The organism is Roseateles sp. P5_D6, assembly GCF_054049415.1.
Genome location: NZ_JBFUMK010000002.1, coordinates 15,617 through 31,035, shown reverse-complemented (window position 1 = coordinate 31,035; position 15,419 = coordinate 15,617). Strand labels below are relative to the sequence as shown.

Sequence of the window (15,419 nt, the reverse complement as noted above, 5' to 3'; positions counted from 1 at the left end):
GGGTCGCGGTGGCGTCAGCCGCGTCGGCGGCGCCTGATGCCGGCCACACCCAGCCCGGCCAGCGAGGCCAGGGCCAGCGAGCCCGGCTCGGGAAGAGTGAAGGCGCGCACGCTGTCGATGGCTGGCACGCTGTAGCCGCTCGTGTCGGTCGCGCTGTCGAAGGCATAGACCCGCACTTCGTCAAAGCCGACGGCGTCACTCAGCCCGAGTACGCCGCCAATGCCCGCCGCGCCCAGGGACACGCGGCCATTGCCGGTCTGCACGCCGTCCAGCCAGGTCTGCCACATCAGGTAGATGTTGGCGTAGCCCGAATCGACGGCGAACTCGATGCCGTTGAGGTCGCGTGCCGCGCTGCGGATGGACAGGTAGGCGTTCATGCCCGCGGTGGCGAAGTAGTTGCCCGCGAAGGACTGGCTGTAGGTCTCGCCGGCGCCCAGGTCCACGCAGTTGCCACCGGCATAGCCGCAGCCGCCGTTGTCATTGGCAAAGCCCGTGTGGCTGAACAGCAGGCCGCCTTCTGACCAGGGGCTGTCGAAGTTGACGTTGGCCTCGAAGTCGGCAGCGGAGGTCAGGTGCGCTGCGCTCGGCGTGGCGCTACCGGCGCCGGTGGTCTGCACGACGGCGGCGCTGACGTGGGCTGCCAGCAAGGCAGAGGCGAGGAGGGTGATGGTTTTCATGGGAAGAGCGTTCATTGCGCGGCAATCAGATCGATGGCATCGAAGGACAGCGCCGGGCTCAGGAAGGCGGCACCGGCGGTGCCGCTGACGGTGTTGATGGTCAGCACGTTGGTGCCGACGACCAGCTGCGCGGCGGGGATGTCGAAGCTGTAGGTGCGGTTGAAGCCGCGGTAGGTGCCCACGGTGAGGTTGCGCGACACCTTGGGCGGTGCGGCGGGAATGGCCGACGTCCAGCTGTTGACCGTGACCTGTGGGCGGGCGCCGGCGAAGTCGGCCGTGGTGCCGAGGCGCAGCCGCAGCGGCACGGTGTTCTGGCCGCGCTTGAGCGTGAAGCGCACCTGCAGGCCGTTGTTGACGTCCTTCCATTGATAGGCCGGCCATTGCGTTGCGGCATTGGATTGGCCGATGACGAAGGGACTGACATTCCACGACGCCATGCGCACGTCGGACGGGTGCATGAAGGTCAGCTTGTCGCCGTTGATGAACTCCTGCGGCGTGCCGTCCCAGTGGCCGATGCGCCACAGCGCCGGCGTGGCCTCGGGGTCGGCCGTGATGGCCACCGGGTTCAGCGCGTACGTGGCATTGGCGGTCACCGTCACCGAGCCGGTCTGCACGGCCAGCTCGCCCTTGTAGACCGTCATCGTGTAGACGCCCGGCAGCATGCCCGTGGCCGTGAAGTGGCCGTCGACGGGGTCGGCGTCGGCCCAGTACTGTGCCTGCGCGTTGGCGAAGCCCACCGTGTAGGGCAGGCCGGCGATGCGGCCCGTGAGGCCGGCGCCGCTGACCGAGCCTCGGCCCACCGGAGGCACGTAGCCCAGCAGGCCCACGTTGCCGTACCAGCTGGTGTCGGGGCGGGCCGTGGGGGCCGTGCCGTCGTTGAAGATCATCGTGTAGGTGTTCAGTACACCCATGCGGAAGGCTTCCGTCTGGGCCTCGCCGTAGTTGACGATGTAGGTCAGCTCGTTGGTCGTGTCGGTGATCTGCTGCAGCAGGCTGCGGTAGAAGGGGCCGCCGGAGCCGCCTTCGTTGTTGTCGCGCCAGAACCAGATGCCCACGCCAGGGCCGGAGCCGCCGACGAACTCCCAGTCCTTCAGCCGGCGGTTGGCGTAGTGCTTGGAGCGCGACTGGCCGTATCGCGCATCGGTGGCCGGGAAGCCGAACACGTCGCTGGCCTCGATGGCGCCGCTGGTGCCGCGCAGGTCCTCGGCCCAGAAGCTCTCGCCGTTGTAGGTGCGCAGGCCGCCGGCCGCGTTGACCGGGCCGCCGTTGGGCAGCTTGGCGATGGGGATGCGGGCGATGAAGCGCACCAGGCCGTGTACGTCCGGCTCTTCGGTGAAGTGCGTGCCCATGTGGATGTTGGACTCGCCCTTCTTCACCAGGTAGTAGTGCGTCAGCACGCCGCCCTTGGTGCTGGTGCTGGTGAGGGTGACGCGGATGTAGTCGCTCGCGTTGACCACGCCGCCGTTGCTGCTGGAAGCCGGCGTCACCGTGCCGTTGGCGCTGACGGCCTCCACCTTCAGGCCCACGGCGCTGACGCCGTTGTAGAGCCAGTCGGCCCCGGAGTTGAGCTGCGTGCCGCGGGCGGGGTCGGCGTACTCCACGCCCTTGTAGACCATGCTGGACAAGTCGCCGATGGCCGTGGTGCTGCTGCTGTCCCAGCCACGCACCTTGAACACCAGGCCGCCATCGGTGTCGATGACGTACTGCGGCCGCGCCGCGTTGTTGTTGTCGTGGACGGTGGTAATGCTGAAGGCGGCCATCGCGGCCGGTGCCGCTGCGGCGAGCAGGCCTGCGGCCAGCCAGTGCGCCATAGGCCGGCGCGAGCTTGTCGTGTTCATGAAGTCTCCTGGTCTTGTGTCGTTGTTCACGGTTTGCGGGCTTGCCCGCAGCCGGAGCGGAATGTAGGCAGCGCCTGACTCCGCGTGTACTCAACCAGATGAGCGTTTGAACAGCGCCGCTCGTGCGCCCGCGACTCTTCGCTCAGATGAGCGCTATCACCGCGTTTGCCATAGCTGCGCGGTATAGCGCGCGCTTGCGGATCACTTGATCAGCGCCTGATACGTCAGCGTGCGCACGCGCAGATGCAGCGTCGAACTTCCCGCGGGCCGCAGCTGCGTCATGAAGAGGATGACGAGGCGCTCCTTCGGGTCCACCGTGTACTGCGGGAAATAGGCGCTGCCCCAGCCAAAGGCGCCTTCGCTGCCCAGTTCCTTGAAGCCGCCGCGTTTCACGTTGACCCAGAAGCCCAGCCCGAAGCCATCGGCATCGCCGCCGGATTTGGAACCGAGATGGTCGGCCGTCATCAGCGCCACGGTGTGGGGCGCGAGGATGCGCACGCCATCCAGCTCGCCCTTGTTCAGCAGCATCTGCAGGAAGCGCGTGTAGTCGCCCGCGGTGCTCAGCATGCCGGCGCCGCCGGACAGCAGCTTGCGCGGGCCGTTGACGAAGTCGCTCTTCGCCGACGTTTCCATCAGCTTGAGCCGGCCGCCTTCCAGCCCGTAGACGTTGGCCAGGCGTTCCAGCTTTTCCGGTGGCAGGAAAAAGCTCGTGTCGGGCATGTGCAGCGGGTTGGTGATGCGCTCCTTGATGAAACGGTCCAGCGGCTGGCCGGAAACGACCTCGACGAGGCGGCCCAGCACGTCGGTGGCGTAGCCGTAGATGAACTGCTCACCCGGCTGGCTCTGCAGCGGCAGCGCGGCGAAGCGGTCGGTCCACTGCGCCAACGTCTCGTCGTTGCCGACGAGGTACCAGTCCTTCATGCCAGCAGCGCTGTAGGCCGCCTGGGCCGGGCCGCTGCCGTAGCTCATGCCGGCCGTGTGCGTCAGCAGGTCGTGGATGGTCAACGCGCGGCGCGGCTTCTCGGTGCCGCCTTGGGCCAAGGCGACCTGCATGTGGGCGAAGGCCGGCAGGTAGCGCGCCACCGGGTCCTTCAGCAGGAAGCGGCCTTCCTCGTAAAGGATCATGGCCGCCACGGTCGTCAGCGCCTTGGTCATGGAGGCGGTGCGGAAGATCGTCTCCGTGCGCATCGGCCTGGCGTTCTCGATGTCGCGCTGGCCATAGGCCTTGAACACGACCGGCTTGCCGTCGCGCAGCACGGCCATCACCCCGCCGGCGAGCTGCTTGTTCCTGATCTGCTCGTCGATGGCTGCGTCGAGCCGCAGCAGGCGTTCCGGCGAGAAGCCTTGTGCGGTGACCGCAGCGGCCTTGGGCGGTGCGGCCGAGGTCGCCGGGGCGTGGGCCAGCGCGGCGCAGGCCAGCGCCAGGGCGGCAAGGGTGGTTCTCATTCGGCTCAATCGCCCAGAGGGCGCTGCTGGGTGAAGCCCGGGCTCGCTGCAACGTGGAACTGCTCCGGTGGCAGCGGCCTGGCGGGGTCAATGGCGCCAAGATCATCGCGCAGCTGTGCGGCCACCGGCACACGGGCTTCCCGCAAACCCAGGGCCACCAAACGAGCCAACTGCATGGCGCCGTAGTTGTTGTGGTGGGTGTTGTCGAGCTTGCCGTTGTTCATCGGATGGGCGGCCTGGGAGCGCTCGGGGCCGAGGGCCGCGTAGAACTGCTGGCTCATCGCGTTGAGGTCGATGAAGGCCAGCTTCATGTCCTGCGCGACCGCGCGCGCCGCGTCGGCGTACTCGGTCAGGCTGGGCCTGAGCTTTCCCTCGGGGTCGAAGTTGCGCCTCTCCATCGACGACACGACGACCGGCACGCCGCCTCGCGCCAGGATGCGCTCGGCATGGGTGCGCAGCTCGGCCTTGTAGGTCTGGGCGTTGCCGCTGCCGTCCTTCTGTTGTTTCTGGTCGTTGTGGCCGAATTGCAGCAGCACGGTGTCGCCCGGTTGCATGACGGACAGGATCTTGTCGATGCGCCGGCGTGCCAGCGAGTCGCGGAAGGTTTCGCCCGACTGCGCATGGTTGGCCACGGCCACGGTGGGCTTGAACAGGGCCGTCAGCATCTGGCCCCAGCTGCTGTAGGGCTCGCGCGACTGGTCGGCCACGGTGGAGTCGCCCAGCAGGAAGACGGTGGGCACCTTGACGGGCTCAATGACGAGACTGCGCAGCGCCGGCCGGCTGCCGTTGATCTCCAGCGTCAGGCGCTGGTCCCAGGCCCAGATCTCATCCTTGCTTTCGCGCGGTTCCTTGAGCTTGACGACGCCTGCTTCCACACCCGGCACGGCGGCGATGCGGGCGGTGCGCACGTTGACGATGAAGCTGCGCGTTTCAGTTGCACCGGCAGCCACCCCCACGCTGTCCAGCATCAGCCGACGCAGCTCGGCTTTGATGGTCGTGTTGCTGGCGGCGGCGGCGCCGAGCGTCGCGGTGACGCGGTAGTTGCCTTCCGCGGGCACGTCCACCGTGAAGAAGCTCGGCTGGCCGGCGGCATTGAGCGCGGCGCCGGGCTCGAAGCCGGCGCCGCGGTCACGGCTGTAGGTGGGCGCGGGCGTCGTGGTGAAGTCGAAGCTGAGCGGTTCGGCCGCGCGTGGCTGGGAAACACAGCCACTGAGGCACAGAGACACAGAGAAGAGCATGGAGAGAAAGGGCAGATTTCCTCTGTGCCTCTGTGTCTCTGTGGCTGTGTTCATCGATGTGGTCATGTCAGTCAGTGAGCTGGTCGCCGATCAGGGCCAGGTTCTGGATGGCGGCCAGTCCCCACTGCGCGGTGTCATTGGTGCTGATCCAGGGCGCTTCGTCCACCGGGTTCAGCGCCAGCGGGCCGGCGATGCGCGTGGTCTTCAGCGTCTTGTGGCCGCGCGGATCGTCGGCCAGGAACTCGCGCCAGGCGCGCTGGGCCAGGGCCTTGTCCTGCTTGCTCTTGGCCGCGTAGGCGCTCAGACGCGAATGGCCCACGCTCAGCACCGTGCCGCCGCCGTGCGGCGCGCCCAGCGCCTTGACCTGCTGGTCGCGCGGCGCGTTGTAGAGCTCGCAATACTGCAGCCAGGCCTGCTTGAACTCGGGCTCATCGATCAGCTCCACCAGTTCGGCCATCATCTCCACAGCACCAAAGACGGCGCTCAGGTGGCTGGCGCTGAGCTTGTCGCCGCTGACGTTGTGAAAGGCGCCTTCGTTCGGCCCCGTGGGCTCGTAGCCACCGCTGCCGGTGAAGAAGCCGTGGGGCATGGCGGCGATGCCCTGCATGCCGCGCAGCAGCTTGTTGCGCCAGCGCACATCGCCGGTGCGCTCCCACTCGGTCAGCACGTTGGCGACGACCGAGCCCCAGTCCGTGCCGAAGCCGATGCGCGCCGGCCAGGGGCCCTTGTCCACGCGGCCGGCGATCTTGCGCACGGGGTCGACCTCATCCATCTTGGTGTCGGCGCTGAGCACCTCGCGCATGACGTCGCCGATGCGCTCGTCGGCCGTCAGGTAGTAGTAGAAGCGGCGGTAGGCCGCCGTGGAGATGCGCGCCTGCTTGGCGCTGCAGCCCCAGTGCTGCACGTTGTGGCGCGTGCCCAGGCCCTGGAAGCGGCCGGCGTGATAGATGTCGACCTCGCTGGTGTGGCGCACCATGGCCTCGGCGAAGCGGAAGATGTCGGCGCGGCCGCTGCGCAGATAGGCGTACCAGAGCCACAGGTCCGGCGACAGCTCTGAGTTGTCCCAGGCAAAGCCGCCGACGTCGTAACGCCATTCGTGACGGTCGCTGTCGTAGGTGTGGCGGATGTCGCCGTAGTCCCAGAAGCCGTACCAGTGCCGCTGCTCGACCTCCTTGGCATAGAAGCCGAACAGGAAATCCAGCTTGTCCTCGATCTTGACGCGCATCGGCGTGCTGCGGTCAGGCAGGCTCCACAGCTTGCCGAACACGCCGGCCTGCAGATAGCGCTGTGGCGAGGCGGCCAGTTGCGGCGGCGTCTGCACGGCGGCGGCCATCTGCACGAGGCGTTCGCGGGTCGGCGTAGCGGCCAGCGCCCACAGCGTGATCTCGCTGCTGCGTGCGATGCCCACCGGCGTGCCGAAGCCCTTCTCGTAGTCCTCGTAGGTCATCTCCAGGCCTTCGAGCTCCTGCTCGTGGGTTTCCTGCCCCAAGCCATCGTGATAGAAGCGCAGGTCCATGGCCGACGCCTCGGGCGAGTGCATCCACAGCGTCACCTGCGCAGCGTCGGTGTGGGCGTTGCGGATGTCCAGCTGCGTCGGGTGGCGCTGCCAGAAGTCGCGCAGGCCGAAGGCCACGCCACCGGTGGCGCCGCCGATATAACCGCTGCCCGGCGCCCGCTTGCCGAAGGCGGCGGGAATCCAGCCATGGCCGGCCTTGGTGCGCTTCTTGATCTGGAAGCCGTCGGCGCTGAGCTGGCTTAAGGAGTAGTCGCCCCAGGCGGGGATGCGATGTTGCAGCTGGCGCACCTGCGTGCCCCATTGCGCCACCGGCGGCGTGGCGCGGCCGGCCAGCTGGGCCTCACGCACGGCAGCACCGGGGTCGCGGCGCAGCCCGGTCAGGTTGCGCACGCCCTCGGCCCACAGGCCACCGGATTCGCCGGCAAAGCGCACATGACGGTCGTAGAGGGCGTCGCGCAGCGGCACCTCGAAGCGCAGGCCGATACCGCGCAGGAAGTCCTTCTGATCGTCGCCATCGAAGACGAAGGTGTGCATGACGCGCAGCGATTCGGCGCCGGCGTAGAAATAGAAGCGCACCGAGAAGGGCAGCCATTCGCGGCCGGCGGCGCTGCGGTGTTGGCCGTCGACCTTGATGACGGCGCGCACCGGGCCGGTCTGCTCGACGGTCAGTTTTGCGATGCGGCTCTGGAAGGCGGTCTGCGTGACGGCGCCCTGCTCGGCATCGGGCTTGTCGTCGGTCTGGGCGATGAGGGTGCAGGAACCCAGCACCTCGCGGCCGTCGCGCTCGATGCCCTGGATGAGCTTGGCGCCCTGGCGTGGCAGCCTGCAGCGGATGACGCCGGTGTCGACCTCGATGAAGTCAGCCTCCTCGCGCACCTTCACGGTGGCACCTGCGGCGGCAGCACCCTTGCCCGGGCGGATGCTGGGCTGGGCACCGGCATCGACGCCGGCTGGCAGCGCATGCGCCGTCCACTTCAGCGAGCCATCGGGCCACCAGGCCAGCGGCCAGGTCTGCAAGGCCAGTGGCTTGCCCTGCGCGTCCAGCGCGTGGAAGGCCTGATCCTTCCTGTGCTGGCCGCGCGGCCAGGGCAGACCCAACGTGGCGCCGAGCGCCAGCGCGGGGGCGGTGCCATCCAGCCAGCGCAAGCCGAGCAGGTCGTCCGACGTGGCGACGGTCGGTGCGGGCGCCGATGCAGCATCGGCGGTGGTGGCCAAGCCGGTCAGACCCAGAGGCAGGGACGCGGTCTTGAAGAAGTTGCGGCGGCTGAAGTCGGTCATGGGCGGGCTTGCAGAGGTTGCAGCGAGGAGTCGGCGGCGTGGCCGCTGCCGCGGCCCCAGAGGCGGTCGTAGGGCCAGCCGGTCAGGTCTTCGACGATGCGGCCGCTTTCCGGCGTCTCGGCTTCGGTGGCGCCGTTGCGCAGGCGATCGACCTCGTTGACGAGGACGGCATGCGTGCTGGCATTGAGGCGGAAGGTCCAGGAGGCGATCAGGCCGAACAGCATCATCAAGAGGGGCCCGCCCACCATCAGCCCGGTGATGGTCTGGATGGCCTCGGGGCTTTGCACGATGACCTCGCCGGGGCGGCTCTTGGGCGAGATGTAGCCGCCCAGGTCGATGATCCAGCCGCTGGCGATGATGGCCGCGCTCTGGGCCATCTTGCGCACCAACGTCATCACGCCGGCAAAGATGCCCTCGCGGCGTTGCCCGGTGACGGCCTCGTCGATGTCGGGCAGGTAGTTGTAGACCGACCAGGGCACGAAGTTCAGCGTGCCGCGGCCCAGGCCCGCGAGGACGATGGGCGCGAAGATCCAGAACACCAGGCTGAAGCTGCCGCTTGCCGGGTTCAGCGCGGTGAAGAGGTTGGTGTCCAGCGCCTTGAAGCCGGCGTCGAAGCCCTCGGGTCGCACCAGGAAGAAGCCCAGGTACAGCAATAGCGCTGCGCCGAACAGGGAGATCGCCAGGCGGTAGGCCAGCACGGGCCCGGTGCGGATGACGATCTGGATGGCCACCATCACCGAGATGAGCTGGGCCACGTACATGACCGTCATCAGCTGCGAGATGATAAGGGTGGCGCCCATCAGCACCGTGGCCACGAAGATGGGGAAGGCAGTGTTGAAGATGTCCTGTGACAGATAGCCGCCCAGGTAGATGGACAGGTGCTGGCGGAAGGCGCGGATCTTCAGCGTCGAGAACAGGTCGCCGAACATCTTGAGCGGCAGGGCCAGTGCGGCCTTCAGCGTCACGCCGCCATAGGTCTGCGACATGACCGCCTGCGCGCGCGTGCCGTAGGGGCGCTCCCACGTCGTCAACACGACGATCGTCACGACGACCGAGAAGATGCAGCCAAAGATGGCCGCCATCCAGAAGAAGGTGTCGGGCGAGTCCTTGCCGCCGAACTGGCTGATCAGCAGCGTGGGCAGGTAGGAGGCCAGGATGGCCGAGCTTTGCGCGACGATCATGCGGGCGCCGGCGAACTTGGCCTTGCGCTTGTAGTCCTTGGTCATCTCGGCCGCCAGCGTTTCCCAGGGGATGAGAAACATCGTGTACAGCAGCTCGAAGAAGATGAAGGCGAACAGGTAGTAGTAGAAGGTGTGGCCGGCGCGGAAGATCAGCGCGAAGCTGGGCAGCAGCGGGATGGTGATCAGCAGGAAGAGCTTGCGCCGGCCAATCTTGCGGCCCACCCAGGTGTGGCGCAGGTTGTCGGAGACGTAGCCGATGAGGGGGCAGGTGATGGCTTCGAGCAGTCTCGGGAGGCCGAGGATCAGTCCCGCGTCGACGGCGCTGAGGCCGCAGAAGGTGGTGAAGAAGTAGAACAGCCAGCCGGTGATGACGGCCTGGGCGCCGGCGCCCAGCATGTCGCCGCTGCCCCAGCCCCAGTAGTTGATCCAGGTGGGTTCTTTGGCGGCTGGGTGGAGGTTTCGGGTTGTCATGTCTGTGCTCTTTGAGCGCTTGTCTCAGCTGCTCTTGTTTTCTGCTGCGAGTGGTGCGGGGATTTCGCCCCCGCAGGCGAGTCACTTTCTGGGCCGCCAGAAAGTAACCAAAGAGCTCCCCCCTGACCGCCCCGCCCTACGCTTCGCTGCGGGTCCCCTGCGGTACTCAGCCCCGAAGCCCCGCGCCGAACTCGCGTCGCTACGCTCTGCTCAAACAGGCGTCGCGAGTCAGTTCTTGAGGTTCGCTGCGCGAACGGGCTTCGGGTCTTCCGTTCCTCGGCGGGGCTAAAAGGGGGCAGACAGAAATACATCCACCACCCGGATTTCGGGTTTGGCTGTTGGGGCTGTTCGGAGCCTCCCCTTCTAAACCGCCGAGAAGCGCAGAAGCCCGAGGCGCGTGCGAAGCACGCTTCGACAACTGACTTAGCGCAGTTGTCTGAACGCAGCGTAGCGAAGTGAGTTCTGCGCGAGCCTCGGGCTTCGAGCATCGCAGGGGACCCCGCAGGGGCGGTTTCGCAGGGGAGAGCTTTTTGCCTACTTTTTGGCGGCGCAAAAAGTAGGTCGGCCGCCGGGACGAACCCCCGGCTGGGCCTAGCCATAAACCCAAAGCAGCGCATAGCAATCGAATCAGATGAAGCGAACCAACAACTCGCCCATCGCCAACAAAGCCATCGCCTGCCCAAACGGCATCGACGTCAGCGGGATGTCCTTGTATTCCTGCAACGTGTTGAACACCGGCGTGCCGAAGCTCACCTGAGTCAGCTCGCCCGCATCGTTGATCTTCGACCGCACCGCCAGCGCCGCCTTCACGCCGAAGGCCTCGTAGTCCTTGGAGATGTAGCCCTTGCGGACCGCCTTCAGGATGCCGTAGGCGAAGCCGGCCGACGCGGCGGCTTCGTCGTAGGACGTCGGGTCGTCCAGCAGCGTGGGCCACAGGCCCGATGGTGACTGGAACTGGGCCAGGGCCTTGACCTGCGCTTCGAGCGTCGTGATCAGGAACTGGCGGAAGGCGTCGCCCTCGGGCAGGTTCAACAGCTCGATGAACTCTGGGATGACGATCGTGACCCACGAATTGCCACGCGCCCACAGCGCATTCGCAAAGTTGTGCCGCCCCTCGAAGGTCCAGCCGTGGAACCACAGCCCCGTCTTGCGGTCGGCCAGGTATTTGATGTGGACGAGGAACTGGCGCTTGGCCTCCTCCACGTAATGAGGCCGGTTCAGCAGCAGGCCGAACTTGGCCAGCGGCAGCACCGACATCATCAGCGTGTCGTCCCACAGCTGCTGATGGTTCACGCTGTTGTAGACGATGTGCTGGAAGCCGCCTTCTTCGGTGCGCGGCAGCTCGTTGTAGACCCACTCGGCCCAGCGATCGATGTAGGGCAGGAAGCGACGCTCGCCGGTGCGGTCGAACAGGTAGGCCAGCGTCAGGAAGGGCGCCACCGTGTTGATATTGCGGCTGGGCATGCCCTCCGCAAAGCGGGCCTCGAACCAGCTCGTCATGATGTTCCAGGCCTTGGGGTCGCCGGTCAGCTCCCAGACCTTGTAGACGCCATAGAGACCCACGCCGTGGGTCCACTCGAAGCCGTTCCAGCCCTTGGTGTCCAACACGCGGCCGTCGTCCAGGCGCAGCAGGAACTTGCCGTCCTTGTCCTCGATGTTGACCAGGTTGTGGATCAGGCGATCGATGGCGCCGCGGATGTCGTCGCGGTCCGCGCCGAGGCCGGCCGTGTGGTGGGCCAGCAGCGGGTGGATGCGCGAGGAGGCGACGGGCTTGAGGATCTGGTTGGGCATGGTCTTGTCTCGATGTGAATTCAACGCTGCAGGTTGCGCGGTTGGGGCACCGGCTCCAACGGTACGCCGCCGCGGGCGACGGCCAGCGGCACCAGGCGCACGGCCTCCAGTGCGTTGGCCGGCTGGCCGTCGGTGGTGACGGCCAATGTCAACGTGTTCTCGCCGTTCGGGTTCAGGATGCCGGGCGGCAGCACGAAGACGCGCTGCGGGCCGATATGGGCGATGAACTGGCCCATATTCCAGCCGTTGACGAAGATCAGCGCGCGGTTCTCGACCTCGGAACGTGGCTTGGTCGTGTCGCCAAAGGCCAGCCCGAGCTGCACATCGTGGCCGGCCGGCAGGTCCAGCTTGAAGTTGGTGCGCAGCCAGTAGCTGCCCGGCGCTGGCGGCGCGGCGCTCACGGTCGTAGCCTCCCAGCCGGGCTGGGGCTTGGTCGGGTCAACGGGCAGATGCCAGCCCATGCGCTCGCCGTGCAGGCCGCCGCTGTTCATCGGGCCGCGCACGAGGTCGGCGATGTCCTCGCCGCCCTTGTTGCCCTGGATCTTCCAGGCGATGGGCGTGCCGAAGCGCTGATCACCTTTGTGCGCGAGGGACGCCGAGATCAGGCCGCGGGCTTCCTTGTGCACGTCGTCGGCAAACAGGTCCCAGTTGTGCGAGTTGTTGCGTACGACGACGGCCAGCACATGCTCGCCGGCAGGCAGATCCTTCAACACCTGCCTGAAGGTGTCGGTCGTCTCGGGGAAAGGGCGGCCTGTGTCGTGCTCCTGCTGGCCGAGGAACTTGCCGTCCAGCCAGACCTGGATGATGCCGGCGCCACCACCGCCGAAGAAGAGTTCAAGCTGCAGCGGCTTGGCATCGCTCGTCGCGAAGCGGCCGCGGTACCAGACGTCGCCATGGTGGAAGCCGTAGTCGCTCATGGCCAGCACGGGCTGGCCCTTGTCGGGCGCGGTGTACACGTTGGCGGCCGACCCGCTGGCGTCGGTCTTGCGCCAGGCACTGTCGTCGAAGCCGGGGGCGGCTTCGAGGGAGTCGAAGCGGCGCGTCCAGGTGAGCTGCGTCAGGTCGGGCAGCTTGACGGCGTCAGGGCCGGGCAGGGCGGTGCGGGCGGCGAGGCTGAAGTCCTGCGCTGCGGTCGCTACGGCTTGGCCGTTGAACGTCAGCGCGTTGATGCCGTCCGGCACCCAAGCGCGCAGCGCGCTCGGCTGTGTCGTATCGCCGCGGAGTTGCAGCTTCTTGCCGTCGACCGCCGCCGTGCGAACGAGGCCCGGGCTGCGCACCAGTACGCTCTGACCACCGGCTTGCAGGCGCCAGAACTCCTGGCCCGTCTTTTCGTCAGCGATCAGCAGCAGCAAGGGGGCACGCCCGGCGCCGCTGATCAGCACTTCGATGAGGCCGGTGTGCTGGTAGTTCAGCCGCAGGTCGCCGCGCTTGGCATCCCAGTTCACCTGGGCCTGGCCGCGCAGCAGCTTCACGGTCGGCCTGGCGGCATAGCGCAGCACGGTCTCGCCGTCGTCGCCGTTGCGGCCGTAGAACAGCGCCACATCACGGGCGCCTTGCTGCAACTGCGCCTGCAGCTCGCTCGTGCTGTAGACCAGGTGCTGGTGTTCCAGTGCGTAGCTGGCCAGCAGCATCTTGGCGTCCTGGCCGGTCAGCGTCAGCTTACCGGCCTGCGGCACCTGGTAGCTGCCGTCACGCGTTTGCAGCTTGAAGCTGAACGCCTCAGTTCCTGTCAGCGCGTTGTGCTGAGCCAGCAGCACATGGCTGCCCAGCGCCTGATTGACGTTGTGATAAAGCCTGACCTTGGCATTGCCCGAATCAAGAGGCTCGCCCTTGTCCATCTGCGCCAGCACGGGCGTGGCCGCCTGCACGAAGCCGCCCATCTGCTTGAGCACCAGCGCCTTGTCGCGCATGACGCGGGCCTCGCTGATGGGCGAGCCGTAGTCGTAGCTGGTGTAGACGATGGGCCCCGGCTGCCAGCCCCAGCTGGTGCCACCATAGGCCATGTAGATGGAATGGATGGTCAGCGCGTTGATGAGGCTGCTACCGTAGAACACGCGCTGGTAGCCCGGTCCCTGGCGCTGGGCGGTGCACTCGTAGGTGCCGTTAGAGCCCCAGTAGTCGAACCAGCCTGCGCCGATCTCGGCGACGAAGCCCGGCGTGTTGGGGGAGGCCAGCGAGCCGACCTTGGGGAAGTTCTTGCCGTAGATGCCCCAGTCCGGCGCCGGTGCCGGCGTGCCGGGTTGGGCGTCCACACCGCAGACGCCGCCGGGATAGCCGTCAAAAGCGTAGAGGTCGGTCGGGCCGGGGTTGGCGAACGGCGCGGTCGAGTTCTTGGGCGTCCAGTCCGGCAGCCGTGAGGCGGCGTTGTGGAACAGCGGCACGGTGATGCCGTCGGCGCGCGCCTTGTCCGCCAGGTGCTGCATGTGGCGGATGTTCTTGGGGTTCACCGCGAACAGCTCGTTTTCCAACTGATAGGCGATGACGGTGCCGCCGCCGTTGGTGATCTGGTGGCGGGCCAGGATGGCGTTGATCTGCGTCATCCATTCATCCGCTGCGGCCTGGTACTCGGCCGCGTCGGTGCGGGCCTCGGCGCGCTGGCGCAGCAGCCAACCCGGGAAGCCGCCGGCCGTCAGCTCGGCGTTCACATAAGGCCCCATGCGGGCGATGACGTAGAGGCCTTCCTCCTCGGCCATCTGGATGGCGCGCTCGATGTTGCGCACGCCGGTGAAGTCGTAGTGGCCCGGCTTGGCCGAGTGATAGCCCCAGCTGAAGTAGAGCGACACGGCGTTGAGGCCCGACGCCTTCATCTTCTGCAGTACGTCGTGCCACAGGCTGGGCGAGGGCAGGCGGAAGGGGTGGAACTCGCCCGCGAAGATCATTTCGCGATGGCCGTCGATGATGAGCGAGTGGCGGTCCCAGGCGATGGCCTTGGGCTTGGCCTTGGGTGCCGTTGCACGCTCCAGTTGCGCGGTCTCTTCGGAGATGACCGTGAAGTGGCGCACGGTGCCCGACACGCCGCCCAGCTCCTTCTTGGCCGTCCAGGTCTGCAGGCCGTCGAAGCTGTCGGAGTACCAGTACCGCTTGGTCGTGTAGTCGTCGAAGTAGATGCGCCAGCCGCCCTTGATGGGTACCAGCGCCTGGCCTTCCGACGGGCCGCCCCAGCCGGCCCAGTCGCCGGTCTTCTGGAAGGTCCACGGTCCGTCCAGCGACGGCGCGGTGGCCAGTTCGATGAACTTGGTCGTCTCGTTCTTCGTGAAGGCGACGTAGCGGCCCTCGTGCTGGATGACGAAGGTGTCGATGTAGTTCTTCTCCAGCCCCTGCATGAGCACGGGGTCGGCGAACTTCGTGAAGCTGGCGTCAAGCGCCTTCACGGTATAGGCACCGAACGGACCTTGCGTGCCGGTCTTGGACAGGCTCATGACCAGCTTCAAGCTGCCGTCGCTGTCGCGGAACCATTCCGGCGCCCAGACATTCGAGACGCCCGGCAGCGTCACCGGCACGTCGGCAACGTGTGTCCAGTTCTTCAGGTCGGCCGACTTGGCGATGCCGAAGGTGGAGCCGCTCCAGTTGGTTGTGTAGGCGATGTAGTACAGCCCGTCCGCCGCGCGGATGATGGACGGGTCGCGCAGCAGCTCCCTGGCCGGCGTGTAGACCTCCGAGCCCAGCGAGGTGAAGTTGACGCCGTCGTTGGAACTGAACAGGCTCAGCGTGTTTTGCGACGTGGCCATGAAGGCCGACATCAGATAGGTTCGCTCGCTTTTTGCCACCGGGGACGTCGCTTGCGCCGGCGTGCTGACGGCGGTGGGCGCCTGCTGGCCCGGCAGGTCCTGCGCCTGGATCGCCCCGCACAGCAACAGCGCGGCCCACCAGCTGGCGGAGCGGGGCGACGGAGCAAACGGCAAGGCAGCGTGCATAGCGGACCGGGAGTGCGGGGAGCCTGATTCAGTGTCACCCGGTTCACCGGCGCCAAAAAATCAAGCGCG

At 67.1% G+C, this 15,419-nt stretch carries 8 protein-coding genes; all 8 read right to left on the bottom strand.

The annotated features are described in order from the left end of the window. Positions 1-14: 14 nt before the first annotated feature. The 8 genes from ACXJKM_RS02180 to ACXJKM_RS02145 all read right to left on the bottom strand — a co-directional run bounded on the left by ACXJKM_RS02180 (position 15) and on the right by ACXJKM_RS02145 (position 15,350). The gene (locus ACXJKM_RS02180) at positions 15-677 is read right to left on the bottom strand and encodes a PEP-CTERM sorting domain-containing protein (RefSeq protein ID WP_457349966.1); all 663 of its coding nucleotides are present in this window, start codon (positions 675-677) and stop codon (positions 15-17) included. An 11-nt stretch (positions 678-688) separates the two neighbouring features. Further along, positions 689-2,515: a rhamnogalacturonan lyase B N-terminal domain-containing protein gene (locus tag ACXJKM_RS02175; protein WP_457349964.1), complete on the bottom strand. Its 1,827-nt coding sequence runs from the start codon at positions 2,513-2,515 to the stop codon at positions 689-691. 201 nt (positions 2,516-2,716) lie between these two features. After that, the gene (locus tag ACXJKM_RS02170; protein ID WP_457349962.1) at positions 2,717-3,961 is read right to left on the bottom strand and encodes a serine hydrolase domain-containing protein; all 1,245 of its coding nucleotides are present in this window, start codon (positions 3,959-3,961) and stop codon (positions 2,717-2,719) included. Between the two features lie 5 nt (positions 3,962-3,966). Then, positions 3,967-5,187 carry a rhamnogalacturonan acetylesterase gene (locus ACXJKM_RS02165; protein WP_457349961.1) on the bottom strand — a complete coding sequence of 407 codons (1,221 nt, stop codon included), beginning with the start codon at positions 5,185-5,187 and terminating at the stop codon, positions 3,967-3,969. Positions 5,188-5,266: 79 nt separating this feature from the next. After that, complete coding sequence (locus ACXJKM_RS02160) at positions 5,267-7,993, bottom strand: exo-rhamnogalacturonan lyase family protein (RefSeq protein WP_457349959.1); 2,727 nt, start codon at positions 7,991-7,993, stop codon at positions 5,267-5,269. Beyond that, entirely contained in the window at positions 7,990-9,645 is a 1,656-nt protein-coding gene (locus tag ACXJKM_RS02155) for an MFS transporter (RefSeq protein WP_457349957.1), read from the bottom strand. The genes ACXJKM_RS02160 and ACXJKM_RS02155 overlap by 4 nt, the downstream gene beginning before the upstream one ends. 627 nt (positions 9,646-10,272) lie before the next feature. Continuing rightward, on the bottom strand, positions 10,273-11,436 hold the full coding sequence (bglB, locus tag ACXJKM_RS02150; RefSeq protein ID WP_457349955.1) for a beta-galactosidase BglB: 1,164 nt from the start codon (positions 11,434-11,436) through the stop codon (positions 10,273-10,275). Between the two features lie 20 nt (positions 11,437-11,456). Continuing rightward, positions 11,457-15,350, bottom strand: coding sequence for a beta-galactosidase (locus ACXJKM_RS02145; RefSeq protein ID WP_457349953.1), 3,894 nt, complete (start codon positions 15,348-15,350; stop codon positions 11,457-11,459). Between the last annotated feature and the right edge of the window lie 69 nt (positions 15,351-15,419).

What these genes read in the sequence shown, in the direction of transcription:
- ACXJKM_RS02160 (WP_457349959.1), bottom strand. Translation starts at nt 7,993, where the DNA reads ATGACCGACTTCAGCCGCCGCAACTTCTTCAAGACCGCGTCCCTGCCT.
- ACXJKM_RS02180 (WP_457349966.1), bottom strand. Translation starts at nt 677, where the DNA reads ATGAAAACCATCACCCTCCTCGCCTCTGCCTTGCTGGCAGCCCACGTC.
- ACXJKM_RS02155 (WP_457349957.1), bottom strand. Translation starts at nt 9,645, where the DNA reads ATGACAACCCGAAACCTCCACCCAGCCGCCAAAGAACCCACCTGGATC.
- ACXJKM_RS02145 (WP_457349953.1), bottom strand. Translation starts at nt 15,350, where the DNA reads ATGCACGCTGCCTTGCCGTTTGCTCCGTCGCCCCGCTCCGCCAGCTGG.
- ACXJKM_RS02175 (WP_457349964.1), bottom strand. Translation starts at nt 2,515, where the DNA reads ATGAACACGACAAGCTCGCGCCGGCCTATGGCGCACTGGCTGGCCGCA.
- bglB (WP_457349955.1), bottom strand. Translation starts at nt 11,436, where the DNA reads ATGCCCAACCAGATCCTCAAGCCCGTCGCCTCCTCGCGCATCCACCCG.
- ACXJKM_RS02170 (WP_457349962.1), bottom strand. Translation starts at nt 3,961, where the DNA reads ATGAGAACCACCCTTGCCGCCCTGGCGCTGGCCTGCGCCGCGCTGGCC.